Source organism: Sphingobium terrigena, assembly GCF_003591655.1.
Taxonomy (GTDB): Bacteria; Pseudomonadota; Alphaproteobacteria; order Sphingomonadales; family Sphingomonadaceae; genus Sphingobium; species Sphingobium terrigena.
On sequence record NZ_QVRA01000012.1, the window covers coordinates 102,891 to 129,548 of the forward strand.

The 26,658-nt window shown below is 62.5% G+C and carries 26 protein-coding genes, 1 tRNA gene and 1 pseudogene; 10 read left to right on the forward strand and 18 right to left on the reverse strand.

Annotated features, from left to right (window positions below; translation table 11 throughout):
* Positions 1–20: 20 nt before the first annotated feature.
* From moaA to D0Z70_RS25195, 4 genes are all read left to right on the forward strand, one after another.
* Positions 21–1,034: a GTP 3',8-cyclase MoaA gene (gene moaA, locus D0Z70_RS14425; protein ID WP_119747593.1), complete on the forward strand. Its 1,014-nt coding sequence runs from the start codon at positions 21–23 to the stop codon at positions 1,032–1,034.
* Entirely contained in the window at positions 1,031–1,807 is a 777-nt protein-coding gene (locus D0Z70_RS14430) for an NAD kinase (RefSeq protein ID WP_119747595.1), read from the forward strand. The genes moaA and D0Z70_RS14430 overlap by 4 nt, the downstream gene beginning before the upstream one ends.
* Positions 1,808–1,931: 124 nt before the next feature.
* A tRNA-Asn gene (locus D0Z70_RS14435) sits at positions 1,932–2,006 on the forward strand.
* A 319-nt stretch (positions 2,007–2,325) separates the two neighbouring features.
* Positions 2,326–2,490: a hypothetical protein gene (locus D0Z70_RS25195; protein ID WP_220475648.1), complete on the forward strand. Its 165-nt coding sequence runs from the start codon at positions 2,326–2,328 to the stop codon at positions 2,488–2,490.
* Positions 2,491–2,523: 33 nt separating this feature from the next.
* Here the strand turns inward: D0Z70_RS25195 and D0Z70_RS14440 are convergent.
* The 5 genes and pseudogenes from D0Z70_RS14440 to D0Z70_RS14460 all read right to left on the reverse strand — a co-directional run.
* Positions 2,524–3,561: pseudogene (locus D0Z70_RS14440) on the reverse strand (recombinase family protein); the annotation flags it as partial.
* A gap of 473 nt (positions 3,562–4,034) precedes the next feature.
* Positions 4,035–4,625 carry a lytic transglycosylase domain-containing protein gene (locus tag D0Z70_RS14445; protein ID WP_420820384.1) on the reverse strand — a complete coding sequence of 197 codons (591 nt, stop codon included), beginning with the start codon at positions 4,623–4,625 and terminating at the stop codon, positions 4,035–4,037.
* Entirely contained in the window at positions 4,603–7,557 is a 2,955-nt protein-coding gene (gene mobF / locus D0Z70_RS14450; protein ID WP_119747597.1) for a MobF family relaxase, read from the reverse strand. Before mobF ends, D0Z70_RS14445 begins: the two co-directional genes overlap by 23 nt.
* Positions 7,554–9,599 (reverse strand): type IV secretion system DNA-binding domain-containing protein, encoded by a 2,046-nt coding sequence (locus D0Z70_RS14455; RefSeq protein WP_119747599.1) that lies wholly within the window; start codon positions 9,597–9,599, stop codon positions 7,554–7,556. Before D0Z70_RS14455 ends, mobF begins: the two co-directional genes overlap by 4 nt.
* Positions 9,596–9,898 carry a hypothetical protein gene (locus D0Z70_RS14460; protein WP_119747601.1) on the reverse strand — a complete coding sequence of 101 codons (303 nt, stop codon included), beginning with the start codon at positions 9,896–9,898 and terminating at the stop codon, positions 9,596–9,598. Before D0Z70_RS14460 ends, D0Z70_RS14455 begins: the two co-directional genes overlap by 4 nt.
* A gap of 442 nt (positions 9,899–10,340) precedes the next feature.
* Here D0Z70_RS14460 and D0Z70_RS14465 point away from each other — a divergent pair, with 442 nt between their 5' ends.
* A complete protein-coding gene (locus D0Z70_RS14465; protein ID WP_119747673.1) occupies positions 10,341–10,580 on the forward strand; it encodes a hypothetical protein in 240 nt (79 codons plus the stop codon).
* A 200-nt stretch (positions 10,581–10,780) separates the two neighbouring features.
* Here the strand turns inward: D0Z70_RS14465 and D0Z70_RS14470 are convergent, their stop codons facing one another.
* From D0Z70_RS14470 to D0Z70_RS14495, 6 genes are all read right to left on the reverse strand, one after another.
* Entirely contained in the window at positions 10,781–11,869 is a 1,089-nt protein-coding gene (locus tag D0Z70_RS14470; protein ID WP_338054905.1) for a DUF2493 domain-containing protein, read from the reverse strand.
* A 247-nt stretch (positions 11,870–12,116) separates the two neighbouring features.
* On the reverse strand, positions 12,117–12,374 hold the full coding sequence (locus D0Z70_RS14475) for a DUF5983 family protein (protein ID WP_119747603.1): 258 nt from the start codon (positions 12,372–12,374) through the stop codon (positions 12,117–12,119).
* Positions 12,375–12,391: 17 nt separating this feature from the next.
* Positions 12,392–12,679 (reverse strand): hypothetical protein, encoded by a 288-nt coding sequence (locus D0Z70_RS14480; protein ID WP_119747605.1) that lies wholly within the window; start codon positions 12,677–12,679, stop codon positions 12,392–12,394.
* 55 nt (positions 12,680–12,734) lie between these two features.
* Positions 12,735–12,965: a DUF6117 family protein gene (locus D0Z70_RS14485; RefSeq protein WP_119747607.1), complete on the reverse strand. Its 231-nt coding sequence runs from the start codon at positions 12,963–12,965 to the stop codon at positions 12,735–12,737.
* A gap of 13 nt (positions 12,966–12,978) precedes the next feature.
* Positions 12,979–14,028: a DUF2493 domain-containing protein gene (locus tag D0Z70_RS14490; protein ID WP_119747609.1), complete on the reverse strand. Its 1,050-nt coding sequence runs from the start codon at positions 14,026–14,028 to the stop codon at positions 12,979–12,981.
* 83 nt (positions 14,029–14,111) lie between these two features.
* Positions 14,112–14,627 (reverse strand): DUF736 family protein, encoded by a 516-nt coding sequence (locus D0Z70_RS14495; RefSeq protein ID WP_119747677.1) that lies wholly within the window; start codon positions 14,625–14,627, stop codon positions 14,112–14,114.
* Between the two features lie 158 nt (positions 14,628–14,785).
* On the opposite strand from D0Z70_RS14495, the gene D0Z70_RS14500 reads away from it, so the two are divergent.
* Positions 14,786–14,986: a hypothetical protein gene (locus D0Z70_RS14500; protein WP_119747612.1), complete on the forward strand. Its 201-nt coding sequence runs from the start codon at positions 14,786–14,788 to the stop codon at positions 14,984–14,986.
* 193 nt (positions 14,987–15,179) lie between these two features.
* Here the strand turns inward: D0Z70_RS14500 and D0Z70_RS14505 are convergent, their stop codons facing one another.
* Positions 15,180–19,412, reverse strand: coding sequence for a HEAT repeat domain-containing protein (locus D0Z70_RS14505; RefSeq protein ID WP_119747614.1), 4,233 nt, complete (start codon positions 19,410–19,412; stop codon positions 15,180–15,182).
* Complete coding sequence (locus D0Z70_RS14510; protein WP_119747616.1) at positions 19,402–20,289, reverse strand: hypothetical protein; 888 nt, start codon at positions 20,287–20,289, stop codon at positions 19,402–19,404. Before D0Z70_RS14510 ends, D0Z70_RS14505 begins: the two co-directional genes overlap by 11 nt.
* Before the next feature lie 236 nt (positions 20,290–20,525).
* Between D0Z70_RS14510 and D0Z70_RS14515 the strand changes: the two genes are divergently transcribed.
* Entirely contained in the window at positions 20,526–21,437 is a 912-nt protein-coding gene (locus tag D0Z70_RS14515; protein WP_182913973.1) for a DUF4238 domain-containing protein, read from the forward strand.
* Positions 21,438–21,468: 31 nt separating this feature from the next.
* On the opposite strand, the gene D0Z70_RS24635 is transcribed toward D0Z70_RS14515, so the two are convergent.
* Positions 21,469–21,897 carry a hypothetical protein gene (locus D0Z70_RS24635; protein ID WP_147418769.1) on the reverse strand — a complete coding sequence of 143 codons (429 nt, stop codon included), beginning with the start codon at positions 21,895–21,897 and terminating at the stop codon, positions 21,469–21,471.
* A complete protein-coding gene (locus tag D0Z70_RS14520) occupies positions 21,894–22,505 on the reverse strand; it encodes a hypothetical protein (protein WP_119747620.1) in 612 nt (203 codons plus the stop codon). The genes D0Z70_RS24635 and D0Z70_RS14520 overlap by 4 nt, the downstream gene beginning before the upstream one ends.
* 138 nt (positions 22,506–22,643) lie before the next feature.
* Here D0Z70_RS14520 and D0Z70_RS14525 point away from each other — a divergent pair, with 138 nt between their 5' ends.
* Positions 22,644–23,741 carry a hypothetical protein gene (locus tag D0Z70_RS14525; RefSeq protein ID WP_119747622.1) on the forward strand — a complete coding sequence of 366 codons (1,098 nt, stop codon included), beginning with the start codon at positions 22,644–22,646 and terminating at the stop codon, positions 23,739–23,741.
* A 179-nt stretch (positions 23,742–23,920) separates the two neighbouring features.
* On the opposite strand, the gene D0Z70_RS14530 is transcribed toward D0Z70_RS14525, so the two are convergent.
* The gene (locus D0Z70_RS14530) at positions 23,921–24,436 is read right to left on the reverse strand and encodes a hypothetical protein (RefSeq protein ID WP_119747624.1); all 516 of its coding nucleotides are present in this window, start codon (positions 24,434–24,436) and stop codon (positions 23,921–23,923) included.
* Between the two features lie 62 nt (positions 24,437–24,498).
* Positions 24,499–24,954: a MerR family transcriptional regulator gene (locus tag D0Z70_RS14535; RefSeq protein WP_476712805.1), complete on the reverse strand. Its 456-nt coding sequence runs from the start codon at positions 24,952–24,954 to the stop codon at positions 24,499–24,501.
* Positions 24,955–25,027: 73 nt separating this feature from the next.
* On the opposite strand from D0Z70_RS14535, the gene D0Z70_RS14540 reads away from it, so the two are divergent.
* Together D0Z70_RS14540 and D0Z70_RS25695 are read left to right on the forward strand one after the other, a co-directional pair.
* Positions 25,028–25,396, forward strand: a complete 369-nt coding sequence (locus D0Z70_RS14540) for a mercuric transporter MerT family protein (protein ID WP_119747628.1) — start codon at positions 25,028–25,030, stop codon at positions 25,394–25,396.
* Positions 25,389–25,616 carry a GDCCVxC domain-containing (seleno)protein gene (locus tag D0Z70_RS25695; protein ID WP_119747630.1) on the forward strand — a complete coding sequence of 76 codons (228 nt, stop codon included), beginning with the start codon at positions 25,389–25,391 and terminating at the stop codon, positions 25,614–25,616. The genes D0Z70_RS14540 and D0Z70_RS25695 overlap by 8 nt, the downstream gene beginning before the upstream one ends.
* A gap of 48 nt (positions 25,617–25,664) precedes the next feature.
* Here D0Z70_RS25695 and D0Z70_RS14550 read toward each other — a convergent pair whose 3' ends face one another.
* The gene (locus D0Z70_RS14550; RefSeq protein ID WP_119747632.1) at positions 25,665–26,534 is read right to left on the reverse strand and encodes a hypothetical protein; all 870 of its coding nucleotides are present in this window, start codon (positions 26,532–26,534) and stop codon (positions 25,665–25,667) included.
* Positions 26,535–26,658: the final 124 nt, after the last annotated feature.

A 26,658-nucleotide genomic window follows, 5' to 3' on the forward strand; every position in this document is an offset into this window, starting at 1 on the left:
CATCCCCTAGCTAGGGGACCATGGCCATGGCGGAACCCTCACGCACGCAGATGACCGACGGCCTTGGCCGCCGGATCAGCTATTTGCGCATATCCGTCACGGATCGCTGTGACCTGCGCTGCCGCTATTGCATGGCGGAAAAGATGCAGTTCCTGCCCAAAAATCAGGTGCTGACGCTGGAGGAGATCGCGCTGCTGGCCGACCTGTTCGTCGCACGCGGCATCAACAAGATCCGCCTGACCGGCGGCGAACCGCTGGTGCGCCGCGACATTGGCGATCTGGTGCGCCGGATCGGGCGGCATCTGGGCAATGGGCTGGACGAGCTGACGCTGACGACCAATGGCACCCGTTTGATCAATCATGCCGATATGCTGGCCGATGCGGGCGTGCGCCGGATCAACGTAAGCCTCGACAGCCTGGACCCGGCGCGTTTTGCCCATATTACGCGCGGCGGCGACATACAGGCGGTATTCGGCGGGCTGAAAGCCGCGCAGGCGGCGGGGCTGGCGATCAAGATTAACATGGTGGCGCTGAAAGGTGTCAATGACGGTGAAATCCTGCCGATGCTGCGCTGGTGCGACGCGGAAGGCCTGGACCTGACGCTGATCGAGACGATGCCCTTGGGCGAAACAGGCGAGGACCGGACCGATCATTATCTGCCGCTGAGCCAGGTGGCTGACGATATTCGCGCGCATTATGCGCTTACGCCTGTGTCCGACCGCACCGGTGGCCCCGCACGCTATCACAGCGTTGCGGGAATGACGGCGCGGCTTGGCCTCATTACCCCGCTCACCAATAATTTCTGCGCCGATTGCAACCGCATCCGCATGACGTGCGAGGGCAAGATTTTCATGTGTCTGGGCCATGAGGATCATGTCGATTTCAAGACGGCGCTGCGCGAAGGCGGGCTGCCCGCGGTCGAGCCGCTGATCGACCGCGCCCTGCGGCTGAAGCCCGCGCGGCATGATTTCCGCATCGGCGCGGGTGAAACCGCGCCTGCAACCCGTCGTCATATGAGCGTCACCGGCGGATGAGCGGCGAAGTTCGGCGCGCGCTGGTCGTGTCCCCTACCCAGGCAGCCAAGGCCGCCGAGGAACGGTTGCGCGCCACCTACGACTTCGTGCCGGTCGATCAGGCCGAGATGATCATCGCGCTGGGCGGCGACGGCTATATGCTTCAGACGCTCCATTCGATGCTGGAAGCACGACGGATCGTCCCGGTGTTCGGCATGAACCTGGGCACGGTCGGCTTCCTGATGAACGAATGGCGGCTGGAGCGGCTGGAGCAGCGGCTGGAAGCGGCCAAGATGTTCAAGGTCAATCCGTTGCGCATGATCGTCGATACGGTCGATGGCGAGCGTTTTTCCATCCCCGCCATCAACGAAGTGTCGCTGCTGCGCGAAACCCGCCAGACCGCCAAGCTGGAGGTGCAGGTCAATGGCCGCGTCGTCCTGCCCGAACTGGTGTGTGACGGCGTGCTGGTGGCGACGCCAGCCGGGTCCACCGCCTATAATCTGTCGGCCCATGGGCCGATCCTACCCTTGGGTTCGGCGCTGGTCGCACTGACCCCGATCAGCCCGTTCCGCCCGCGTCGCTGGCGCGGCGCCATCCTGCCGGAAAATACCATCATCCGCTTCACGGTGCTTGATCCGGTCAAGCGCCCGGTCAGCGCCGTGGCCGACCAGCGCGAAGTCCGCGACGTCGCCCAGGTGGAAATCAAGATCGACCGCGCGACCCCGCTGACCTTGTTGTTCGACCCGGAACATACGCTGGACGATCGCATTGCGGCCGAACAGTTCATCGCCTGAACGGGGGCTTGAACGGAGCCAAAGCCCGGCCTGACGGGGAGCCAAAAAAATCATCAGATTAGCGCTTGCCAATTCTTAAAAGCCGCTGCTATAGGCGCGGCCTGCCCGGCGGAAGTCGGGCTGCTCCCCGATAGCTCAGCGGTAGAGCATTCGACTGTTAATCGAATGGCCGTAGGTTCGAATCCTACTCGGGGAGCCAATTCTAAAATTGGGGGTTTTTTGCCCCCTTTTGGTGCTGGGCCGGAACCGCCAGTTTCGCCGATTTTTTCAAGAATTCCAAACGGTTCGCGGAACGTGACGGTCAGCGCTCCACCCGCGAATGACGAGTTCGATAATATCAAATTCAGAGCCCGCCGCTTGGTCGCCAAGGGCTGATCCGCAAACTGGTTGTGGGCGGTCCTCGCGAAGTCCAGCAATGCCAGACCATCATCGATCAGGTCGTCCTCTGCGCTATGCAGGCTCTCCATGTCTCGCAGAGTCCGATCCCGCTCCTCACGCCAGGTCGCTGAAACCCGGTCGTGGAATTCGACCGTGACCCGCCCATCGAGCTTGTCGAGGTAGAGGGTGTCCAATCGGTGTTGAAGGCGATCAGCCTCCGCTCGCAAGCGCTCAACCGATTCGTCGCGGTCGCGCCGCTCGTCTGCATGACTCTCGCGGATCGCTCGCTCAATGAGCCGGAATGACGCATCATCCAACCGAAGCCGCCTGAGGACAGCTGCGAACTGATCGTCGAGGGCCTCCTCGCGGATATACCGCTCAGGGCAGCGCCCCTTGAACCGGGAGCAGTGGTAGTAGATGTATCGGCCCTTCTTGATCTCGGCCGTGACCGCGCAACCGCAGTGACCGCAGGTGATCAGTCCGGTGTAAGCAAATTGAAGCCGATTGCCGTGGACGTTGGAGATGCTCCGGCCATCCAGGATCTCCTGCACGTTGGACCAGGTGGCAAAGGTCGTCAGCGGAGTATGCGAGCCCTTGTAGAGTTTGCCCAGCCACTCGAACGAGCCCGTGTAAATCCGGCTGCGTAGCATTGTATTGATCGTGCTCACGCCCACCGGTTTTCCGCTCTTGCGGTACCGGAGGCCAGCCCTGACGGCTAATTGGGTCACTTCCTTGAGCGAATATTGGCCGCTCTCGAACCATTCGAACACGCGGGTCACCAACGGACCGATATCCGGATCGATTGTGATGACCTTCTTGCCGAGCGGGCCCATCACATTCACATAGCCCAGCGGAGCGAAGGTCGGCCAAATCCCCTGCTCTGCCTTTTCGAGCATTCCCTTGCGGGTCTCCTCAGAGAGATTGTCGATGTAGTTCTTGGCCATCAAAACCTTGATGCCATGCATGAACTTCTCCGACGATCGCGAATCCCGAGAGAGAACGACATTCTCCTTCACGAAATGGATCTCGATATCCAATCCGTCGACCGTCACCCAATCCTTGAGGTTGCGGTAGAGCCTGTCGGTCTTCTCGACCAGAATCGTTCTGACGCTCGGATGGGATCTGATGTAGCGGAGCATTTCCTCGAATCCGGTACGACCGGCGCGCTTCGCGGTCTCCACGTCAACATGTTCAGAGGCGATCGTTATGCCGTTCTGAACTGCATACTCTCGCATCAACTTCTGCTGTGCCGGGATAGAAAACCCTTCCTTCTCCTGCTCGCTGGTTGATACTCGTGCGTACATGACGGCCTTATTGCGTTCTTGAATGATACGCTTTGCCTTCGGCTGTACGATCTTTGCGCGGGGTCTCGTCATCTCAATTACTCCTCCTCACCCCAATATACCATCCATCCTCCCGTTTTTGAAAGTCATCCGAAAAGTTCGATGTGTGTATTACTTGGGGTTGTTTGATTTTCCTTGCACCTGACGGTTCCCTCCACGATCCTATTTGCGACTGTCGAAGGCGGTGAAAAAATCCGCGAAATCCCCCAGAAAGTTTCTCGCTTCATCGTCGCTGACAGGACGATCGAGGTGCTGTTCGAAATACGCTCTGGCGTCAGCGACTAGGGCGGCCGAGAACATCGCGCGCCTGGAAACCCGTCGCCTTCCAAAGCTAGGCGATGTGTCATGCATCCCGGAGGACACAGTCATCAAAGCTAGTGGTGGCGGTGCGACGGGCTTTGGATCGTGCTCGGAATCAAATTCTGGAGGTGAGGCGACAACTTCTGCCACTACGGGCGGAGGGGGTGGTGAACTGGCTCCCAGAGCCTTGGGCCGCCGACGACGCCTCATGGCGTAAACCCAGAAACTGGCGATGGCCCCTTTGAGGGTCGAGCAAAGAGGCTGGCCCCGAACCGTCGCCGTAGATGAACGAGGACGCTCGAGGTGTAGCGTTGTTGTCGCCATCCCGTGGGACTATGATAGACACCGATCGCCTTCCAATAGTCACGCGTGGCGGCCAAGCCGGAGAGGAATATCCAGCGTGCAGCCTCGACGTTGAAGCAGGCATCTTGTTTCAGCCAATGGCGGACATGTTGCTCCGGCCGACCTGTGATCGCCGCCAGCCGCGGTACCCACCAACTATTGACCTGTAATGGCCCGAGGTCGTGGCTGCCGTCGCTGTTTGCGACTTCCGCGCCTACCCAGCCGCCCTCCTGATCGCGCAATCCCCAGAGCGTCTTGGCAAGCCAGTCGCGGCCGGCGGCCGACCGGGCGATGCACGTCGCGACGATCTGTTCGTCGATCGTGTTTTGACGGGTTGTTCGGGCTTCCAGGGAATGGACAGGGAATGCGAACACCAGGGCAGCCAAGATCGGCCTGATGAAGATCGGCGCGAACCTGGGCGCAAAAGCGGCCCTAGTGATCATGGCCAGCCCCATGGTCGTGCTGTTGTGCGGGGGTCGGATCAGCACGTGAGGGCGCCGTCGGACCGTGCCGGCCCTCCTCGACACTCCGTGTCAGGATGTTCGTAAGCCACCGATCCACGGTCTCTACCGCCGATTGCGCACGACCAGCGAGCAGATGGGCAAGGCCATCTGGTTCCGGGCGCTCGCGAGCCTCTCGCTCCGCGCGCATCCGATCCTTGCGCTCCTCGCGATCGCCGCGCTGCTGATCCCGCAGTCGATCCCAGCGCTCTCCGTGGCGCTCCTCGCGGGCCCTGTGACTGTCGCGATCGAGCCTGCCGAGGCCTTCTAGTGCGGAGGTCTTCTCACCGGAGTGGCGTTCGAGCTTCTCGACGAGCCGTTCCCGATCCTCGGTCCACAGCTTCACGCCGTAGCGGGCTCGCGTGATCGCGGTATAATAGTTCTGGCCCGTCACGAGGCCGGAGTTCACCGGCGCCAGCACGTAGGCGCGGTCATAGGTCTTCGACTGTGCGGAATAGACCGTCTCCGCATAGCCATGGTCCCAGCTCTTGTGCTGCGAAAGGTCGATGTCCTGGACCCGCCCTTCCCGATCCCAGCGGATCGTGGCAACGGCTCCATCCAGGCGCTCGACCGTCCCCCGCTCGGCGTTCTTCAAGCCGAGGTCATGGCTCACCAATCGCCACTGAATACGGTCACCCGTGGCCAAATCGCGCTCTTCGCTGCGGAACACATTGACCTGCGAAGCACGTCCGATACGAGGGTCCCACCGGATGGTCCGACCATGTTCGTCGACCATCCGGACCACCTGCCGACCGTTCGCGTCACGGCCGATCCCGACAACCCGATATTCGGCGTCGCGAGCAATCCCGAGCCCGGCATTGTCGCGGGAGAAGATCAGCACCTGCCCGCCCGAATAGAAGCGGGCGAAGTGCTTCTCCTGATCCGTCATCCCGGCGGGCGTGAGCACTGAGAGGCGAGCGTCTTCCGCCGCAATTGCGCCCTCAGTTTTCAGCGCTTCCCGGATCTTGCTGTTGACGATCAGCCGGGTGGCATTCTCCAGCACGAGGATATTGGTGTTGGCGCGGTTCTCCGGTTTGAGCCTGGTCCATTCGCCGACCAATCCTTTGGCCAGCGCTTCGGCATCCCCACCGCTGACCACCTTGTCGAGGTTCTCAAGCGATGCGGCATAGTTGCCCAGCCGGGCCTGCGTGACCGCGGCTTTCATCATGCGCGTTTCCTGACGCACGGACTCGGTGAGCTCGGCCGTCGGGAGGCCCAGCTTCTGCAACAGCCAGAAGGCCTTTCCCTGTTCGATGGCACCCGTCTGCTTGTTGTCACCGAGGATGATCAGCCTTGCGCCGGTGATGCGGCTGATTTCTAGGACACGCAGCGCCTGCCGGTTGCCGAGCTGGCCCGCCTCGTCGAGCACGAGGACATAGCTGTCATCGATGGTGCGCCCGCCTCCCGCGACGAGACTGGCGACCGTCCGGGAATCGATCCGTGCGTCGGCGCCAAGTTTGGCCGCCGCCGACGAAGTTGGCGCGAGCGCCATCAGCGTCATTCCTTGTGGCGCGGTGTCGTTCAGTGACTTCACCAGCGTCGACTTGCCCGCACCAGCGACGCCATGGACCCCGACAAGACGGTCGCCGGTCGTCCCGATGTGAAGGAGCGCTGCCTCCTGGGCGGGATTGAGGCCAGCTTCGGCCATGACAGCCCGGATGCGTTCGGCCGTCGCAATGGGCGTCGCGTCGCCCAGCGAAAGCGAGAGATGCTCGGAAAGGGCCAGTTCCAGGCGAGCCGTGCGCCGAGTGGTGCGCCCTCGCGTGTGGATTTCATCTCCGGTTTGATGCCTTGTCGCAAGCAGCTTGAAGCGGTTTTCATGCTCCTCGACCAGGGGGCGAATATCCGAGAGCCGAACCTCTCCGACATGAGAGGCAAGCGCCAGCCGGAACATGCGTCCCAGATTGTTGACGGCTTCCCGGGTCTCTGCCTGGCGAATACCGAACAGCATTGCGCGGGCCGAGGTGCGATCATCCGGGGGCCCGATGTCATGCTCGCTGCGGTCTGCACTTTCTCGCGTGGCGTCGAGTATCTTCCGATAAGGCGCCGATCTGGACGCCCACTGGTCGTGCAACTGCTCCAGCGAGATTTTCTCCTTCGGACCACGCGTCGCATAGAAGGATTTCTGTCGGCCGGCTTGTCCGGTCAGGCCATGCTCCTTGGCATGCGCATTGATCTGTTCGGCCCGCTGCGACATGGCCTTGGCCAGCTCGGACGGTATCCCCCGGATTTCGAAAAGACCTTTGCGGGGGTCGAAGTCGATCTGATAGCCAAGCGCGCGAAGGTCGTGCGCCAGCTCGTTGCGATAGACCTGGCCGGCGACGATCTGCTCGACGAACATCGCCCTGGTTTCGAGACTGACCATCCGATCGCCGTCCTGGCGGTTGGTCATGTTCATGACGACGACATGCGTGTGGAGGTGCGGATCAAGTTCCCGCGATGCATGTTCGGTGAAGCGCGCGAAGATCAGCCGGCCGGTCGTTTCGTGGACGATTTCGCCTGCGACCCGGTGCCGCAGGGAAGCATGTTCCTCGAGATAGTCGAGCGCTACGCCGACGGCCTTCTCATGGGCAGCGAGGATACGCTCGTCGCCCATGACGAGCGCCATGATCGAGACGGACTTCGGAGCATTGACCGCGAAATCCCAGCCAGGGTGATGCTGGATCTTCCCCTCGGCGCGGTGACGGCCAAGCTGAAGATCGCCCACCTTCCCGGCAAGCAGATCCTGGAACACGGCCGGGTCGACCTTACCCTCCAGCCCGAGTTCGGCGGCGATCTGGCCGCCCCACTCCGAATGCTCGTCGGTGCCCTTGGTGTAATAGTCGCCGACCGTATAATAGCGACTGATATTGGCGGGCGTGCCCTTGAGGCGGATGGGATTGATCATGCCGGCCTCGCCGAGTTCCGGTCGCCACTATGGCGACCATGCTGGCGCAGCCGGGAAGCGGTCGGCTTCCCGTAAAGCGTGAGCGGTGGGGACGATGGCTGTGCGACATCTCCGGCGCGGCCCGGGTCGGCCGCCTCCGCAATCGGCGCGTCGATCGGTTCCACCGCTTCGGTTGGTGGTGAAGGAGCGGGCTGGCCCAGCGGCAGTTCGGGTCCGCTGTCCGCAGGAGACGAGCGCCGCCGCCGCGTCGTCGGACGCGAGGGCGGCGGCGGTGGCTCGGCGGGCGGCTCGGGTGGTGCGAGCGGCTCCAAGATCATCCGGACGGGACCGGTCGTGCGCTCCTCAAACGCGGCTCCGATGGAGGGCATGCGGTTATAGCTGTCCTCGAAACGCACCACGGGCAGATTGCGGCCGAACCGCAGATAGCCGCAAAGATTGGGAAGGTTGGTGACCTCGGTGTGCATCACCAGCGGCCGGGTCACCTGCATCCGCGAGAGGTTCACGCCGTCCCGCATATCATTGACGCCGTAGGACATGCCTTCATTCGCTTCGACCTGCTCGACCTGGCCGAGATTCTCGCTGACATGCTTCGCGGTCGGGGTGTCATTCGCGCGCAGCGCCACCCAGGTTGAGCAGTAGCCGGTGATCGCCGCGGCATCCTGGATGCCGTAAGTCGCTTCGAGCTGCGGGTAGCTTTGGAAGCCGAGGATACCGCACCCGCCATATTTCCGGGCGCGGGCCAGGAAGTCGGAAAGGCTCGGCAATTTCTGGAGCGACGGAAGCTCGTCGATAACGCAATAGAGGCGCCGTGCCCGGTCGGGCGAGAGGCTCATGATCGCGCTGATCGCGATATCGAGCCATACCGTGATCAGGGGACGGAGCGAGGGAAGCTGATCGGCCTTCACGGTGATGAAGAGCCAACTGTCGTCCCGCTCATTCGCCACCCAGTCGCGGATCGACAGCCCATCCTCGGTGTCGTCCAGATAGGCAAACGACCGCATCACCGAGGCGAGTTCAGCCTGGATGCCGGCCGAGGTCCGCTCTCCCTCCATGGAGATGAATGCCGCCGCGTCGGTCCCCTGCGCGAAGGCGGCGAGATCCTTCAGCTTGGAGCGCAGCAGTGTATCGAGAAGGATCGAGACGAGCGTGCGTTGCTGGCGTGCGAGTTTGCGGAGCACCGCCACCAGGGTGCCGCGAGCAGACTTGGCCCAGAAGGGATCGCCCGCCTTGTCCGGGATCGTGGACTCCGCGATCTGGTCATAATGATAGTCCTTGGGGACATCGACCCAGGGGGACCAGCAGTCGGATCGGACGTCCAGCGGGTTGAGCAGGACGTCAATTCCGGGGCGGTAGAATTTCTCGACGAAGGTGCCGGCGGTATCATAGACGATCGCCCGCTTGCCGCGTTTGCGGATGCCGGCGAGCATCTTGATGATGATGTTGGTCTTGCCGGTGCCCGGAGCACCGCAGATCAGGATATGCTCCGGCTCGAAGATATCAGGGACGTTGACCCCGCCAATCTCGAAGCTGCCCCGTGCATGACGCCACAGCGCGCGGCGTACTTCCCGCACAGTTCCGAACCGGGCGCCGCGCAAGAACTGGTTGGAGCCGAGACCCCTTCCCGTCCGGGTGAAATAGAACCAGGCCCAGAACAGCATGGCCAGCGCGAACACACCCGAGAGCGCCGCCCCGTGGATGAGATAGCGTTCAAACGCCTCCAGCGTGGTGTGTGCGACCCCGGAGTCGAGAAGTCCCTTCGGAGTCGTCCAATATTCCCGGCCGGCCGGCGTCTTGAACAATATGGGCGTCGCATTGCCCGGAACCGCGTCCCCCATGAAGGTCGCTTGCCCCAGCTTCAGCAGGACATAGCGTTCATATTCGGTGGACTTCTCGAACCCGTACCAGATGATCCCGCCGATCCAGATGACCAGCCCCGCCAGCAGGGTCTGATAGAAGACCTGCGTGGTCATCCGGACATTGTGGACGATCGCCTGGCCGCCGCGCGTCCAGCTCCCCAGCGTATCGTGCCGGAAGATGCTCATGGCCGATCCTGCTCGGGATCGAGCAGCCCCCTTTCCCGGAGGAGGCGGCGGGCATCGGCGAGGCCCTGTTCAAGGATATCTGGCGTGCGCTTGCCCACCGACGCAGCGAGGATTGCGAGCGTCTGTATGCCGGTCGCATGCAGTTCATCGAAGCGGGCGTGATACCCGGTCGGGTCCGTGCCTTCATGGCGATCGAGGATGTCGCGGCAGTAGGTTGCTGTGGGCGTTCCCGCGTCGCGGGCACGGGCATCGAGGCGCCTGAAAAGGGCGTCATCGACGCGGATTGTAATGCGAGCCAAGGGCGAGACTCCGGTCTGGCACCCTGACGATCGTGATGAAGCGCAGCTCTTATACCAGAATTAGCGCTTGATCTCAAGGATTTATGGTCGCTGCCGCTGGCAGCCACATTGTGCCAAGGAAGATCAAACACTTGGCTCGATCACGCCTATCGCGTGGCTGCCACGGGCAGCCAAACTGCGCCAAAATGGCTGCCGATCTGTGACACATGCAAGATATTATTAATCCGGCAGAAATTGCGCCGCAGCACCCGTGCGTGGGGTGCATTACAAACGCCCCAGGGCGTGCGTCCTCCCTTTCGCTGCGACAGCGTCGCTGCGTAGCCTCGCACCGGAAGGGGCGCGGCTCCCCCGAAGGGCCTCAATGCAATTTTGGCCTTGCGCGCGAGCGCGCGCTTTTGGATGATGACGCTCGGCGGGCAGACCCATGAGAAGGACCATGGATATGCCGAAACAAACCGACCGCGAACGCCTTGCCGATCTCGAATCCCGGCGTCGCAAGCTCGATGACGAAGTCGAGATTGCCCGCCGCGCCTTGCGCGGCAAATATGCTGCTTTGGTTCCCGAACTAGCGGTGGAGACGCTGACCGAACGAGAGTTCCGCGACCTACTGGGCCAAGCGATCCGTACAGGTGGCGCCCCTGCTCTTGCAGCGCTCAAGGCGCTGCCGGCTCTTCCCCGCTGATCGATGAAGTCGCCCGCAGGGCGGCCCAGCGACGAGCATGGCGGAGCCACGCGCAGGAGGCCGGTGCCCCCTCGGGCGCCGCATCGGCGGGCGACGGACCCGGCACTTCCTGCCGGGTTCCTGAGCCCGGCGATCCTGTTCGCCCGACAAAAAAAGGGGACGGCCCGGGCATGACCCGAACCGTCCCCATGTCGCGGACCTCACCGCGTTCGTGCCCAGACTGGCGCTCCGCCGTCGCGGCTGATGAGGCGCGGACGAACCCCCGCCTCCCCCAGCACGCGGGCGAGATGCGCCTGGATGCCCGACCCTTCGCAGACGATCGCGTCGGCCGGACGCAGCGCGGCGATGCGGTCGTTGCGGACGAACCCCGCGCGCTTTCCCAACCCCTTTGGAAGGCCGAGCCTGACCAGCCTGACGTCGTTCGATGCGGCCCAGCTTTCAGCGATAGCGTCCGCTCCGGTGTCCTGTGCCGTGGTGAGCAGGACCATGTTCGGAATGAAGGCCTTCACCCTGTTCAGCGCGGCGTGGATCGGTCGATAGTCGTCCCATGCCGCGCCGCCCGAGAAGGCCACGATCGGCCCTTGCGGATGGTGCTGGTCGATCCTGCGATTGCGGCGGGCTGCGAGGAAGTCGGTTGCGTCTATGACCGAGGCGGTGCGTTTGCTCGACACCAGCGATCCGCGCGCACTGGACCATGGCTTGCCGGTCTCGGCCCGGAACGATGCGGCGGCGTGGTCCCGCATGCAGGCGATGGCGTCGTTCGCTTCATCGAGTTCCCGGCATTTCAGCTGCGCCTGCTCCAGCTCGTCCATCATCACCTCGCTCCCGTCCGCGCACCGGATGAGATCCTTCACCGCGCGCGCGGCGTCGTCGGCCTGTCCTGCCAGGCCCCGTGCCGTGCTGTGCAGGCTGTTGACGATGCCCCAGGCGATGCGCTCGGCGACCCGTTCCAGCCTGGTGTCGCGCAGGACATCGAAGACGGTGCCGATCAGGAGTTCGGTCGCCAGCTGCACCTGCATCGGATCGGGCATGTCGGCGAGGCGTTCGTCCTCTCCCCGCGCGACGCGGATGCCATCGAGGTCGGAGCTGAAGGCGGCGGTGAAGTCGTTGCTGGGCCCGGCTGTTTCCTCGGCGATGAGATCGGCGATTTCGGTGAAGTCCCGGATGGTGCGCTTGAAGTTCGTCATGATGACCTCCTGTTTCTTGAAAGAGGTCATTTCCCCTGCACGGGCTCCGAGCGCCGGGGTCAAGGATCGCGAAGCGACCGCTTTAGCGGCGGTGGGGGTCACGATTTTCTTTGGCGTCGCGCGACGTGTGCATGAGAGCGCTGCCCTCTGTTCGCCAAAGAAAATGGTGGGGCCCCGCCGTCCTTGAGGCCGGTGCTGTCCCCGTGCCATCATAAGACTTGTTGAGAGAGATATTTTACACGGAACGGTGCCGCTGGGTGCCAAAGCTATCCCATGGGCTCGATGCCCATGGGATAGCTCCACGCACAGCCAAAGTCAGCGGGAGGACAGGATGGGAGACGCCATCATCTCACCAGTGATAGGTGGGCAGGCCGGGATACTCCTGCGCATCGCGGTCAAGCATGATCCAGTCCACCCCGGCCCGGCTTGCGACATCAAAGCAATCTGCAAGATCAGCGGGCAGGTCATCAGGCAAGTCGGTGGGCACATAGACGAACCATCCATAATCGCCTTTCTCGAAGGCGGCGAAGGGCGCGGCGTGCAGATAGACGTTGCACGTCTCAGCGGTGACGTTGGCGGTCGACAGGACCAGCATGCGCTCGATCATGGCTCTTGCTCCTCTCTTCATGTCCCGGACCAGTTCATCACCTCAAAACCCGCATCGACCGGTATGTGCTCGCAGAGAAGTTCAACGATGCAGGTGGCGACGTCAGGGACTTCAGCGGTGCCGAAGCGGTCCCCCGCGTCTTCTCGTTTCCCGAAGGAGATCAGCGCGGCCTCGTAAAGGGCAGCGGGGTCGAAGACGTTGAGGTCAAGTCGGACAATGGTCATCGGGTTTGCTCCTTCTCCAGTTTCCAAAGGCCCCGGGGACGGCTTGCGCAGCAGCCAGCCCCCGAGGTCAAAATGCTTCATGCTGGTCGCCCGCCACCTCAAGGCGCGGCCTGAGGGACAACATGGATCCTCCCTGTCAGTGGAGAACCGAGTCCGTCGGCGGCCGGTAGGCATCGAACGGATTGCCATCATGGAGATGGCCGAAAGGGGTGATGACATAATCGCCGCCCTCCCGTCCGACCGCGCAGATGACATAGCGAGGCTCGCCGGTTTCCGTGTCGGTGCATTCGACAAGCGCGAGGTCTCCCGCTTCCGCAGCCTGAAGCAGCGTCGAGAAGTTCCGCCGAAAGGCGTCTGGAATAGCCATGCCCCTTTCCCCCTCAAACCGCTGCCGCGGCAGCACGGCGTCTTTCCGCCCGCGCCGTCCGACGCGCGTCAGGGAACCGGCGTGCCGGCATCCCCTTGTCGGCGGCCTGATCCGATTTCCGAAAGGCATGGATCGGCACGCCCGCGCCAGCCAGCTCTTCATAGAGATTGGCCTGGACGCCCGATCCCTCGCACAGGACCGCCATCACGGGCCTCAGATCGCGCAGCTTTCGATTGCGGGCGAAAGCGGCCTTCATGCCCGATCCGAGCAGATTGAACCGGACCGTCTGCACCTTGCGGCTGGCGGCCCATTTCTCCGCGATCAGGTCGGCGCCGGCGCGCTGCGCGGTCGTCATGAGCACCATATGCGGAATATGCTCTTTCACCAGATCGAGCCGTTCCCAGAGCAGGTCGACATCATGCCAGATCGCCGGTCCCGAGAAGACCACGATCGGTCCCTGCGGATTATGCCGGTCGCGAACATCGAGCTGGCGGGCGCGCAGGAAGTCGATCGCGGCGATCTGGCTGGCCGTCGAGATGCGCGAAGCGCGGCTCCCGCGTGCAGGCGACCAGGGCCATCCCGACATCGCCCGGTACATTTCTGCGGCATAGTCGCGCATCGTCTCGATCGCGACACGCTGTTCGGCGGTCGACTGGCAAAGGAGCTGCTTCTCCTCAAGCTCGCGATTATAGACCTCGCTCATATCGGGGCGCCGGGCCAGCTCCCCGATTTCCACCGCAAGGCTGTCCTCGCGCCGCTCCAGCTTGCCGGCGACGAAGTGAAAGGAGTTGACGAACCCCCAGGCGATCTCGGCGGCCAGCGGCTCCAGCCGCGTGGCCGTAAACAGGTCGAAGATGGTGGCGATCACGCCCGCGCTGTCGGCCTGCGCCGCCAATTCTTCGGGCATGCCATGTTCACCCGGCTCCTCGCCGGGTTCGACGATCGAGAGCGGCATGGGATCACCAAAGGCGGCCTGGAATTCCGGGGTGGCGGTCATCTCGGCGTAGAGCTGTTTGAGGTCGGCGAAGCGATCGACGCTGCGCACGGGTTCGTGCCTGGTCATCGGACAGGTCCTTTTTGAAAGACGGGAACGGACAGAAAGAAGCCGGGAGGCGCGCAACGCCCCCCGGCTCCATCGGGCTGGCCTCAGAATGGGACCTCTTCATCGAGATCGTTGCTGAAACCGCCGCGCGCGCCGGCCCCCTCCATCGGGGCGGTCGATCCACCGAATCCGCCCCCGAACTGGCCGCGCTCGCCGCCGCCGAAGCCGCGATCCTCGCCCTCGTCATCATCGCCATTGCGCGAGCGCGCTGCCCTGCCTCCGGCCGGCCGGGCCATGTCGTCGCGGCGCCACGATGCCCGGAACCCCTCCTCGGCGGTCCCGAACAAGGCGATCTGCATCGGGAAGCGCCAGGACTGGTCGTCCAGCTCGCCGGAGTAGAAAATCTCCCCGGTGGTGTGGATCGCGGTCGCTTCGAACAATGCGCCATAGGGCACCCAGCGCCCGTTGCGGTTGATCGCTTCGACCTCGAACTTGGGCGCCCGCGGGTTGTTGCTGGCGATCGGCTTGAGCCGTGCCCGCTGCAGGTCGATTTCGCCGCTGGCGATGAACCCCAGCAGCTGGCCATTGACGTTCCGGAACTCTCCAACAGTCTTGGACATGATCTTCACTCCTCTAAAATGTCGCTCATGCGACACTCTCAAAGAGCCTCCTCTTCTCTCCTGCGCTGGACGCTCCGCCGGGTGAACGGCCGAAGATGAAACGCTGCCGCGAACCGGAGCGACTGTTCCCCGGCGCCCGAATCGGCTAGACTGTGGGCATGGATGCGGAGACGATACGCGCGGTGGCGAAGATCGCCCGGTCACGGGCGGAGCGTGGCGGCGGCTCGGCCGCGCAGGGCGATGGCATGTCCCGGCTGGGCGCCTCACGCGCCCTGCATCAGCTCGCGACAGACCTTGAGGTAACGGCCGCAGAATTCGAGCGCACGACCCGCAAACGCGCCCGCGCGCCGCGCGCCTGATCTCCGCCGCTCTTCCACCCCGCGCTTTCGCCTTCTTGCGATATGGTGATCGTTACCCGCAGGGCCGAGATTCGGCGCAGCCGAAGCTCGGTCGGAGCGAAGCGGAGATAGAGCGCCGGTGCCCGCGTCAGCGGGCAATCGCCATCAATTCGCTACCCCGGTATGCGACCAACGCGAGCTGATGAGATCTCGATCAATCGCCTTCGTCTGGACCGCGCTCCTCTTCCCGATCCGGGCTCATCGAGTACATCGTCAAGACCGGAACCACCTTCGGGACGCGATAGGCGCGCGGATCCTTGACTTGCTTGGATCCATCAAGCTTGAGGCAAACCGCGACGACCCAACCTGTCAGCCATGCGACGTCAATGCCGCCAAGAGTTTCGTACCAGGCGACGAGGTCCGGATCTGGTTCCGGGGACGCCTCGTCTTCCTGCAAGGCTTCGACGCGAGCGACGATCGCGGCCACCTGGGAGTGATTGCCGAAGGGCAGCGGGATCAGGGCCGCTGCTATCTGCAGTAAGTCCGCGCGCTCCGTTTTGGCTGCCGCTGTGAGGTCGTCATAGAGTTGCTCCCTCATGGTGCCGCCGCATATTCCGAGCGCAACGAGAGCGGGTCCAGCGATCCAACCTGGCTCTATCAGGGCAATCCGACGAAGCTTCTCAATTTCCGCTGGTCCAATGGCGAGATCATTCACGGCGCGGTCGAAAAATCCCCAGACCGCGGCCTGCGCGATTACCCGATGGTCGGCATCGCCATGAAGTCCCGGGTCATCCAGCGCTTCGCGAAGAACGACTGGGACTCGAGGATCACTACGTTTGGCAAGAGCGCCGATGGCGGCGCAGAAGACGAAGGGATCTTCCGAGCGTCGCGAAGCAATCAGGGCATCGATCGAGGGTTCTGTCAGCGTCTCAAATGCGGCCAGCGCTCGGGCCCCCGCTCGCGCGACCGAATAGCGCGGCCAACCCCGGCTGGGGCCATGGTACCGATCCAGGCTAAAATCCCGATCGTCGGAAAGGAGCGATACCAGCAATGGTTCTGCCTCGCTCCATTTATGACCGCCCATCAGCTCAGCCCAGGCCAGGCGCACATCTGCTCCCGGATCTTCCGCCATCTTGAGCAGGGCCGCCCGATCTTCGGCATCGTTCTTCTCGACCAGATATGTCATGGCGGCACGCCTGACGTGGTAGCGTGGGTGGCCAAGCGCATGCCGAATGAGCGCGCGCTCCTCGTCCCCACCCCGAATGCGCAGGGCGATGATTGCTGGCATCCCGTCATCTTCATCGCCGGTTGCGAGTAACCACCGGGCGGTCTCCAGAATGTCGCCTTCGCCGGTTGCAGCAAGGCAGATAAGGATTCCCGCTAGGCCGGGTGGGCTTTCCAGACACAGTTCGGCGATGCGTCGGCGGACTTCCGGACTGCGCCCTTGCATGAGCTGACCGATCCCGGTTTCGCTATCGATCTCGACGAGAATGTGCGCAATGGCCCGCTCGGTTGGATCCAGCCAATCGGCAAAGAGGCGTGCGGGCGCGAACTCAGGATCGATATCATTAGGGGACGCGCGGTCTAGATCGAGCACCAGCTCCAATCTGCGAGCCGGTGTCATTTTGTCGAGCAGGCCCGCGAGAAGATCGGTGCCATTAGGCGGCGAGGCAATGAACGAAAGCTTGGCGAGCGTGGTGCGCAGGCCCTTATTGGCGACGTCGGTTCTCGACAAAGCCGCTTCGAGTTCAGGCCGCAGCTCGTCATGCCAGTTCTTCTCGATCAATGACCAGACAGGCGGCAAGGCCCGATCATCCGCGTGCTTGAGCAGGGTCTGAAGATAGGGTGCCGAGAAATTCCCACGCGCATTGCTCTGAGCAGAGGCGAGTGCATAGACCATCGCTGCGCCGTGTTTATGCCCCTCCAGCCAGTCCCACCCCGCCGCCGCCAGGCGTGAAAGGGCTACCGCTTTGAGGCCCGCGTCAGCGGTATAGTAACGCTCGCCGGGCTCCTCGAGAATGCGATCAGCGCCAATCGCGTCAACCTCGTGTTCGCGCGCGCGTCGTTGTTCGTTGTTTGCGTAGTTCTCGAACCAGCGGTCCACCTCATTTTCGGCCTCGATGAAGGTGTCGATGACGAAATCATAACCAGGCCCTCCCGGCGCGACGGCGCCGGCAACAATTGTGTCGATGTTATCACCGGGCGCCTGCAAACTGGCGAGCGTTTCTACGGCAGCGCCGAAAGCGCCGCCAAGGTCATGGCTGAACAAGCCCGCGAACGAGAGGAAGTCCTCCTCATAGTCGCCGTCGGTAAAGGGCAACACGCCGCGAATGAAGGTTTGCAGCAGGCTGCCGGTTCTTGGATCCTCCCGGAAGCGCTCGATCTCTTCGGCTGACAGTTCTGGCGGTATCCAGGTTTGGCCAGGCCAAGCACCCTTTTCGCGCGGCGGAAGACGCATGAGATATTCGCTAAACTGACGCGGTGCGAATTCGGGGGACGCTAATTGCGATAGGTCCGCGAAGGCGCGTTCGAACGACCCGCTACCGGTGGGAGCCGTCACTCGGGCGGCGAGAGCCGCGTCGAGGCGTGCCTGAGCCGAAGCGGCAAGCTCGATCTCGACCGCCTCCAGATTGGATGCCGCACGAACGATCTCTACCCCGCCGCGCGATGCCCAGCCATCGGCACCGCCAGCGATCGTCAGAAGCGTCTCGGCGAGCGCAGTCAACACAGCCTCTGTCTCGGCACGGTTCGTGGCGAGCGCCAGGCGCAAACCTTCCTCGACCCGCGGGTGCTGGAGCCTGATGGAATCGTCGCCTATCCGAAGATTGCGGCCAGCACCGAGGAAGTCGATAAACCCCTCGACATGGGGTTTCTGACCGTAGGTGTTCCGCAAAATCCGGAGCACGCGACGAAGGTCGGCCAGGTCAAAGGAGCCGGACGACCTGATCAAACCCCAGAGGACCGCTGCGCAAGCAACACCGTCCTCGCCCCAACCCAGCACCTGGTCGCGAATGACCGAGGAGATTGCTTCAATCGAGGAGGCATCGAGGATTTCATAGACGGACCTTGGGCTGTCCTCCTTCTCGCGAGGGAGCGCCGCCAGAAACCGTTCGATCTCATAGGGCCGACGGACCCGGCTCAGGACGACATCGCGATGAGCGAGTGCGAGGGCATGGGCATGGCCACTCAGTTCACCAACATGATTGTCGTAAATCAAGGCGCGCTGGGCTGCAGTATAGTCCTCGGGTTCGATCGCGATCGTGTAGGATTCAAGGGCCTCACCCGGCTCGCTTCGTTTGAAAATGTCGTACCGCGTCGTAATCAGGAACTTGTGGGCATCACCGGCCATCCGGAAAAGACCCGGGAGCTTTGACGTCCAGCGTGCGGCTTCTATCGAGGGCGCCGAATCCCCCCAAGGATCTCTTAGATGGATCAGCAGCGGACCGGGATCGGTGAGCGCGCTGTTCGCTTCGCCAGCATCCAGGACGGCGCGCTCAAGGAAGGCCGGGCTCTGGCGCGCCATCTTTGCAGCCAGGACATCTGCGGCCAGCGATTTGCCGGTGCCCGAGGGCCCAACGATGATCACGGCATGCGTCTCGCTGAGCGCTTGCTCGATGGAATGGAAAGATCGAGGCGGCACGAACTGGTCGTGCCGTCGGTGCGCGAGGCGTGAGCCACCATTGTCGATAATGGTGGCGAGGAGATCCGCCATCGTCCAGTGGCCGCCATGAGCGCCTCCTAGGCATTTGCGTACCGCATCGCGCATGTCCTCCAGGCATTTGAGCAGCTTCTGAGGCGGGACGTTTCCGTGTTCGTCGACAAGCTTGAAGATACGGGACTCCAGCATCTCCAGGGTGATGGTGTCGCAAATGCCGATACGCTTCGCCAAGGCGGCTTTCTCAGTCGCTGTTCGCCCCGCGCGGCAATAGGGCGGCAGATCTCCGAGGTCGGGGAACGACAGCAACGCGATGTTCTGATGGGGCCGGAGGCCTGATTCCAAACCCTCATTGGTGATGAACAGATATTTGGCGGTCGGATCGGCGACCAACATATCGAGCGGGCGAACACGAGGCGCCGGTCCCTTGGTCTTAGCTTTCGATTTGGCCTCGGCCTCTTTTCCCAGGAGCACATCGGCGAAGGCTTTGGACGTCCATGGCGCGGTCGTGCGCGACTTGACCTGCACGATAAGACGCGTGTCGCGCGTCCCGGCAGAGACGCCGAGCGAGGCCATGTCGGGATTCTTCAACGATGCTTCGACATCTTCATGGGATGGCGGCTCGATCTCGATCTCATCGCTCAGCCCCTTCGCGAGCATGATCTCGAGCGCGAGCCAGATCGTGACGTCGATCTGATAGTCGTAGGCCGCATAGCTCGGATTACCGGCAGTGCCCGCGGAGGCAGCACGTCGCGTTCGAGCAGCAGGTTTTGCGCCGCTGCTAGGCGGCACGGTTGCTGGCTTTGAGTTGGAGATAGATGAAGGCGAACAGCCGGGTGAAGAGATAGTCGGTCTGCAAGGCCGTCTCGAGCGGCTCCTGCCAAATTTCCGAGTGCCGGATTCGATGGGTGTTGCCGATCTTGGTGAGCGCGTCCGCCTCGACCCCCAGGGTCGCGCGCAGCTTTGATCCGGGCCGTGCGGCATAGTCCAGCATGGCATCGGCTGTGAGGCGCTTGTCATTGCCCGGCTCAAGCGTCTTGATGCGTTCGAAGGCATCCCAAAGCTTCTCGAGGCCGTCACTACGATCCTCATATTTGGGTGCGAGGATACGCAATCGTGCCGTCTCGAGGAGACGATCGGTTTCGGCGTCGCCGGTAGCGAACCGCGCCTGCATCAAGGCGACGCGAAGCGCCGCCGGCAAAAGTCGCTGGATCCTTCCTTCCGCTATCATCTCGAAGGCCAGACCGTTGCGCGCGAAGACGCGATTCACATCGGCGACAAAGGCCGTGAGACCGGCATCGCGGTCCCAGGCAAGGTGATAATGATCGAAAAACCCATGCCAGCTGCCCTCGACGGGCTGCCCAACCGCTCTCGCGCAGAATTCGAGAAGATCGAGGATGACAGGCGTCTCGGGCAACTTGTTGGGGCGCAAGGGCCACTCGATTTGCGGGACCTCCGCTTCGAGCATGAGGGCGAAGGCCGATCGGTCGCAGCCACAGGGGCGCTTCCCCGCGTCCGGACAGGCCAGCGGGAACCGATAGCCGAAAGAGGCATCGTCCAGACGGGTTTCGATCAGGCTGTGAAGGCCGCCCCAAAGGCGTTCGTCGATCGATTCTGAGGCACGGGGGACAGCGCCGAATTCGCGATCTGTGAAATAGTCGTCAGTCATTATCGGCAATCGCGGCCTCGGCTATTTGTCTCGTATCGAGGGCATAGCTTATGTCGCTGACAGATTCACAGCGTGATCTCCGTTGCCCGGGTCGACGGTGCCACCGTCGCGCTCCTTTGCTTCCAATTCGCAGGGATCAGTGCCCCAGATGTTGTCGGGGAGTCCACATTGATGCGTGGCGACGAGATCGATGCCTGAACATTGTGTTCCGATCGGCGCAAGGCCACCTTGCGGCCATGACGTCCAACGATCCCCATCGCCATCATTATGTGCCGCAATTCTATCTGACGCAGTTCGCGTGCCATGATGATGAAAATAAAGTCACGACGTTGGCCGCCTATAACGGTCGTGACATCGTCGCCGAACGGAAATCGATTTCCCGGATCGGATATGAAGAGAAACTGCACGATTACGAGTTCAAGGGAGAGAAGCGGTCGATCGAAGGGACCATCAACGATCAGATCGAGACCCCGTTCACGCAAGGAAGCACATGGCGCAAAGTCACGTCCGGCCGCACCGCTGAGTTGGACGAGTCCGACATAGAGCCGCTCTATGGACTCATCCATCATCTTCAACGCCGCAATCTTGAGACGTTGCGCTTCATCGAGATGGAGCAGGAGCGCATTCGACGCCACGGATTCTCGGCTGACGACAGTGAAGAAGAGCGAGCGATGTACATGGCGCTTGCCGCGCATCCCGATGCCGTCCGTGACTTCTTTCACGAAGGAATTCTGCAGGAGGCGCCTTATCTGGACGATGCGGCGGAACTGGGCATGCTGGTATATCGAACCGGGCTGCGGTTTCGAACTTCGACCAACCCCGTCATTGCCATTGGACTGCCGGGCGAAGAAGCGGCGCGCAAGCGCGCCAATGGTGACGCCGCCCGGGCATGGTGGCTTCCACTTACCCCTCACTGCGGCGTGGTGATGACTCTTGGGGCATCTTTCACCGGTTATTCCAACGCAGAGATCCCGGACGACAGCGCGCAAGGGCTCAACCGTCACTATCTGGTGCAACTGCTCGAAGCCCTGTCGGTCCGCTACATCTTGGCGGAAGATCGGCACATTGAGAGCGATCTTGAATGGGCGGGCTACCGCATCGAAATGCGGACAAATCAGGGGTTCAGATACCGTAAGCCACCCGGCTAAAGGCCGACCGGGTCAACCCGCCCACCTTCGCTCACAAAGAGCAGGGCGACGCCCAGCTTTGCCAGTCCTCCACGGGTTTCCTCGAAGAGGCGGCGATATCGAGGGACATCGGGGAGCGCAATCGCGATAACGGCGTCCGGATGGGCCGTTTGAAGCCGCAGGGCCTTGAGCATTGCCTGCGCGTACCAATGGGCAGCCTGATTCGTGGGATTGGTCGGCTTTGACTGGCCAGCTCGTCGTGGATCCCGATAGGTTTTCGATGGCCAGCCTTTGGCTTCGACATATAACGCCACCGGGCCTTTGCTGGCGTGAACTCTATGCCGCGCTCCTTGGTGCGCGTGTCGGCTTTGGATTGGATCAACCAACCGTCGGCGAGCAGGAAGCCGGCCACGGCATCGGCAATATTCCCTTCCCAGAACCAATCCCGGGTAACATCCACTGTGGTTGCAGCCAGCGTCATGTCGCACCGAGGCTGGTCATCGATGGCGTGCCGGTCGCGCAGCCTTCCGCGATGTAATCCCGATATGCGTAACCGATCAGATCCCTGACCAATTCGAGCAATCCGCCATAGGGCAATGCGTCGAACGGATCGCCATGGGCCATGCCATTGCGAATGGCCGCAAGGCTTGGCTTTCGTTCGCCAAGGAGGAGGCCGACGGCGGTGCCACCGCATCTCACGATCATCGGAATTGCGGCGTCGGACAGCCCATCCCCGACGACCATATATTTGAGCAGGTCGGCAAAGTTCTTGCGCTTGCCAGGCTTGCCGAAGCGCTGGCCATATCGGTCGTTGAGCGCGAGTTCGAGCGCCACAAGTGCCGCCAGTTCACCGGCCTTGATAAGGTCGTTCTCTAGCCAGGCGAGAACATACAGCTTCTGCGCACGGGCAAACTTGGCCTGCACGATCAACGGGATCAGGGGATCGATCGCAAGATCCATGACGAACCCCCGCCAGCTTTCGCCGGTTTCGAACTGCATGAAACCGCCGGGCAGGCCTGGTGATGGCCACGGAAGGACCAGCGGCACGCCGCGCGGCGTGAGACTGAGGAAGGAAATATCGGCGTCCATCGCGCCATCCTATCGCCTGCTTGAATATTTGCGATGCCCTCGCGTCGCGAGGGGGACCGATACCTGGACGACCTGCTGGTCATAGAGGCGGCTGTCGCGCACTATACCTGCAACTCAGGAGCAAAAATAAGGAGGCCCATGGCTGCGAAAACACCCATCCAGTCCAGGATCTGGTCCTACAAGGTTGACGACTGTGATGTAGAAGACCGGGATGCGCTGCTGCGGTTCCGCGCGCGCTCGGAAAGCTGGTCGGAACTGTTGCGAGGCGATCCCGCGCATTCGATCTCTTCGCAGTTCAATGACATGCTGTGGCAGGATGCTGCGTGGCGCATGGCCAATGAAGCGCGGCGCTATGCCCAGGAAGATGGTCCCAATGCTTCCGTCGCGCCCATTCTTGGCGCCATGCTCGACCGTGGTTATGTCGCGGGACAGGTGATTGCGATCGGTCGGCTCCTCGAGCGATCAAATCCCCGACAGCCACAGCGCGGTGTTGTGTCGCTACGTCGGATTGTAGACGAGGTCCGCGCCCACCGAGATCTGTTCACTCGGGAAATTTTCGTTTGCCAGGACGGCTTGCCGTATGACTGGGAAGCCGCGCGTGAAAGGGATGTCGCGGCGTGGATGGCAAAGCACGACCCGAATGAGGGCGTGCAAATGCAGTGGCTACCGACCCAGGGGCCAGATGGCTGGATGACAGCAGAACAGCAGCACAAGCTGTTCGACATGTTGTCGCAGACCGATCCTCAAGTGCGATCGCGGACGGACCGGCTGGGCGATGCGGTGCTCGATCGGCTGGATGGCATGCTCGATGATCAGGTGTTTACTGATGTCCTGGCGTTGAGGAACAAGACGATTGCCCATGCCGCAGACACATTCTCACGGGCGCAGGCGGCCGGTCTGAGACAGGGCCTCAATCTCGAAGAATTTGCGCGGGCACATTATCTGCTCCTCGGTGTGCTGCAGGCTGTTTCGGCGGGCCTCCTCTATGGAGAATGGCGCGGCAGCGCCGTGCCCGTCCCCCAACATGACCAGTTCGCGCATCTCGCCAGCGTCTTCGTGCCCGACGGCCGCATCAAGGAGCTCCGGGCGTACTGGCACCAGCATTGCGACGAACGCGATGGGTGGCTTAGCGCAGCCTATGATGACGCGATGCCGAAGACATGGCCGCTCGATGCACATCATGCGCGTGATTTGAATGAAGTTGGCAGACTTATCCAGCCGGTTTGGCGTCCGTGACAGGATGCCATAAGCTGTGCGAGCGGGCGCGCCGACGCTTCTCAAGACGCCGGCTGGCCCTGGCCGGTCGGCAAGCTCACCCGACCGGTTGCGCGCAGCTTAGTCTAAATCAGATCTGATATGCAATTGTCCCGCGACACCACTCAACATCCATCATGATCGAGGCACCCTTGGAGGTTTCAGGCGCTGCCGCCAGGGGTTGGTCCGGATGGCGGCACAATGGTCACGTCGAGCTCCTGTCCTGTTCGGAGCGTTTCGAGCAGCATCAGGCTCTGATGCCCGAGCTGTGGCGAGGTGTGCAGCAGCTCCATTGTATAGCTGCCGCGGGCGAACATGTCGGTCGATGGCGGCACGAGCCGGGTGCAGGCGCGCGGCCAATGGCACAGAAGGAGGTAGGGCCATCCCGGATTGGGCGGGGCATAATGCGCGAGCGTGATCTGGCTGGCGCAAAGCGCTGTAGGCCGGCGATCGAGCAGATCGGGGACGATGACCGCTGGCCGGGGCGCATCGAGATAATCCACCAGCTCGCGCAATTCCGCCTCGGTCTCGAGGATGATCGGATAATAGTGGCCGAGCGGCAGGGTCGGACCGGCGAAGGCGGCGGGAATGTCGAGTATCATGATGTCCGGCAGCGTCGCGATCGGACGAGGATAGAGGATACGGCGCTGGGCCAGCGTGTCGGTGAGCCGGATCATGTCGCCAACACAGGACAGGTGATGGGGTTTCGGATCAACCCTCCGATCGGAGGGCGGTCGCCTCACCCAGCGTCGCGGTCAATCGGCTGGTGGCCGGCCCCCACCCCGCGGGCACCCAGGCAGAGCGCATCGAGCAGCGGGCAACCGGCATTATCTCCAGCCTCGCAGGCCCCGACAGCTTCGTCGAGCACATGCTCCATTCGCCGAAGATCAGCGATCTTGGTCCGCACGTCGTTTAGGTGAGCCTTTGCAAGATCACGCGCATCGCCGCACGAAGCCGAGCCACCGTCAGCGAGTGCAAGAAGGGCTCGCACGCCATCGATCGGGAAGCCCAGTTCCCGGGCTCGTCGCACGAACGACAGCCGCTTCACATCCTCCGGATCATAGGTGCGATAGCGACCCCGCCGCAGTGGCGTTGGAAGCACGCCGATCCGCTCATAATAACGGATCGTCTCAATGTTGCAGCCGGTACGGCGAGAGAGTTCGCCGATCGCGATCGTGATTGCAGGCATTGGCATGTTCAAATTACCGCTTGAGTCTGTAGCCGCTACAGACGCTAGGACGGGACCGAACATCATACAAGGAGTCGATATGTCCGAACCACCATCGTCTGCGGGCGTACCGAAAGGCCTGGGTTCAGCGTCCCTGACCTTTGGTGGCATCGCAGCAGCGTTCGGTGTCGCTTCCTGCTGCGGCCTGCCGATAGTGCTGGCGTCACTCGGCATCGGATCTGCCTGGCTTGTCGGTATCGCGATGGCCACCCAGCCTTATCGCGACCCGCTGCTTGCGATCGGCGCGTTGTGCCTGCTCGGCGGCGCCACGCTGCTGCTTCGGCAGCAAATTGCCGCAACGCGTTGCGGTCCAGGCGACACCTGCACGCCTCTCTCCATGCGCCGAGCTACGCTTGTCGGGCTACTGATTGGCACCGTGCTGCTCTGGCTAGGCTATCATTATGTCTGACCTAACGCCGGAGCTGCGCTCGACGATCACCTGCCCGAACTGCGGTACGGCCAAGACCGAGACCATGCCGACGAACGCCTGCCAGTTTTTCTACGATTGCTCAGGTTGCGGCACCGTGCTCAGGCCCACGCCCGGAGACTGTTGCGTATTCTGTTCTTACGGAACCGTGCCATGCCCCCCGATCCAGATCGAGGGCAAGGGCGCAGCTTGCTGCGGCTGACCATCCACCAGAATGGCTAGCGCGTGCATTGCGCCGTACGGACGTTGGTCAGCACCGGAGATCCAGTCCGGCATTGAACCTGGCGATCCAGTCACCGATTGGCTCACGGTGCTCCAGGGCAACCCGCGCGGCGGCTTGCTGAAAAGCAAGCAAGTCCCCCGGCGCTTCGGCGATGATCCGGTCAACCTCCTCTGGATCGAGTAAATGTTCGGCGCGGATGAACTCGGTCATCGAGCCAGGCCGAGCCTCGCCGGCGCCGCGGCCCTTGATGGGCTTTCGCCACAGCCCGTCGACGGTGCGAAGCCGCGGGGCGGCCCGTGCCTCGATCAGGACGATGAGGCGAAGATACAAGGCAGGAAGGGTCCGCACTTCATGGGGCTTCATGGCGGCGCAGAAGAAGCAGGAGGATTTGACCGGGATCGGCAGTCCTTCGGCGCGGATGCGTGCGATACAAGCGTCTCGATCCCAGCCCCAGTCGCGCAGAGGGCAGCGAAACTCGTATCGCAGATCGACATGGCCTTCGCGCTCGGCATAGCGCCGATTGTCCGCGGGCGAGCAGTCATAGCCGATGAGCTTCACGACCTTCTGGCCACGCGCCCATGCGCTGAGCGCGGGCTGCCAGGCCTCGGTCCAGCGGTCCTGCGGCGCGATCTTCCATTTCTGGCTGCAACTGTGGCGACCGAAGCTGATCGAAGGCAAGGTGCCGTTGGTCAGGAGGTTCTCGAGCAACGAGTAATAAGGCGGCCAATGCTTGAAGCGCTTGGGCTCGTAACGAACGACCTCGTTCGGGATGCCGTGATTATCCATCCAGGCGCGGAACAGCGGGACAAAGTCGTCGGTTTCAGGCCGCTCGCTGCCATGGTCGGCCATCAGCACCATGTCGATCGGGTCGCCGCGTGCCTTCATTTCGATGATCATCTCTGAGCGGAACCGATTAACGCCCTTTGCGGAAGCAGTTATACTGAACCGGTAATTCGAGTCGTTCCCGTAAGGAGAATAGCGGATGCCGGCGTGACCGACAAATCTGCCCGTTTGCGTTCTG

Coding starts and splice junctions, on each gene's coding strand:
- D0Z70_RS14535 (WP_476712805.1), bottom strand. CDS start 24,954: ATGCCAATGCCTGCAATCACGATCGCGATCGGCGAACTCTCTCGCCGT.
- D0Z70_RS14550 (WP_119747632.1), bottom strand. CDS start 26,534: ATGATCATCGAAATGAAGGCACGCGGCGACCCGATCGACATGGTGCTG.
- D0Z70_RS14430 (WP_119747595.1), top strand. CDS start 1,031: ATGAGCGGCGAAGTTCGGCGCGCGCTGGTCGTGTCCCCTACCCAGGCA.
- D0Z70_RS14475 (WP_119747603.1), bottom strand. CDS start 12,374: ATGATCGAGCGCATGCTGGTCCTGTCGACCGCCAACGTCACCGCTGAG.
- D0Z70_RS14485 (WP_119747607.1), bottom strand. CDS start 12,965: ATGGCTATTCCAGACGCCTTTCGGCGGAACTTCTCGACGCTGCTTCAG.
- D0Z70_RS14510 (WP_119747616.1), bottom strand. CDS start 20,289: ATGACTGACGACTATTTCACAGATCGCGAATTCGGCGCTGTCCCCCGT.
- D0Z70_RS14515 (WP_182913973.1), top strand. CDS start 20,526: ATGACGTCCAACGATCCCCATCGCCATCATTATGTGCCGCAATTCTAT.
- D0Z70_RS14495 (WP_119747677.1), bottom strand. CDS start 14,627: ATGTCCAAGACTGTTGGAGAGTTCCGGAACGTCAATGGCCAGCTGCTG.
- moaA (WP_119747593.1), top strand. CDS start 21: ATGGCCATGGCGGAACCCTCACGCACGCAGATGACCGACGGCCTTGGC.
- mobF (WP_119747597.1), bottom strand. CDS start 7,557: ATGATCAATCCCATCCGCCTCAAGGGCACGCCCGCCAATATCAGTCGC.
- D0Z70_RS14445 (WP_420820384.1), bottom strand. CDS start 4,625: ATGGGGCTGGCCATGATCACTAGGGCCGCTTTTGCGCCCAGGTTCGCG.
- D0Z70_RS14490 (WP_119747609.1), bottom strand. CDS start 14,028: ATGACCAGGCACGAACCCGTGCGCAGCGTCGATCGCTTCGCCGACCTC.
- D0Z70_RS14530 (WP_119747624.1), bottom strand. CDS start 24,436: ATGATCCGGCTCACCGACACGCTGGCCCAGCGCCGTATCCTCTATCCT.
- D0Z70_RS14455 (WP_119747599.1), bottom strand. CDS start 9,599: ATGAGCATCTTCCGGCACGATACGCTGGGGAGCTGGACGCGCGGCGGC.
- D0Z70_RS14480 (WP_119747605.1), bottom strand. CDS start 12,679: ATGAAGCATTTTGACCTCGGGGGCTGGCTGCTGCGCAAGCCGTCCCCG.
- D0Z70_RS14520 (WP_119747620.1), bottom strand. CDS start 22,505: ATGGACGCCGATATTTCCTTCCTCAGTCTCACGCCGCGCGGCGTGCCG.
- D0Z70_RS24635 (WP_147418769.1), bottom strand. CDS start 21,897: ATGACGCTGGCTGCAACCACAGTGGATGTTACCCGGGATTGGTTCTGG.
- D0Z70_RS25695 (WP_119747630.1), top strand. CDS start 25,389: ATGTCTGACCTAACGCCGGAGCTGCGCTCGACGATCACCTGCCCGAAC.
- D0Z70_RS14525 (WP_119747622.1), top strand. CDS start 22,644: ATGGCTGCGAAAACACCCATCCAGTCCAGGATCTGGTCCTACAAGGTT.
- D0Z70_RS14465 (WP_119747673.1), top strand. CDS start 10,341: ATGCCGAAACAAACCGACCGCGAACGCCTTGCCGATCTCGAATCCCGG.
- D0Z70_RS14500 (WP_119747612.1), top strand. CDS start 14,786: ATGGATGCGGAGACGATACGCGCGGTGGCGAAGATCGCCCGGTCACGG.
- D0Z70_RS14540 (WP_119747628.1), top strand. CDS start 25,028: ATGTCCGAACCACCATCGTCTGCGGGCGTACCGAAAGGCCTGGGTTCA.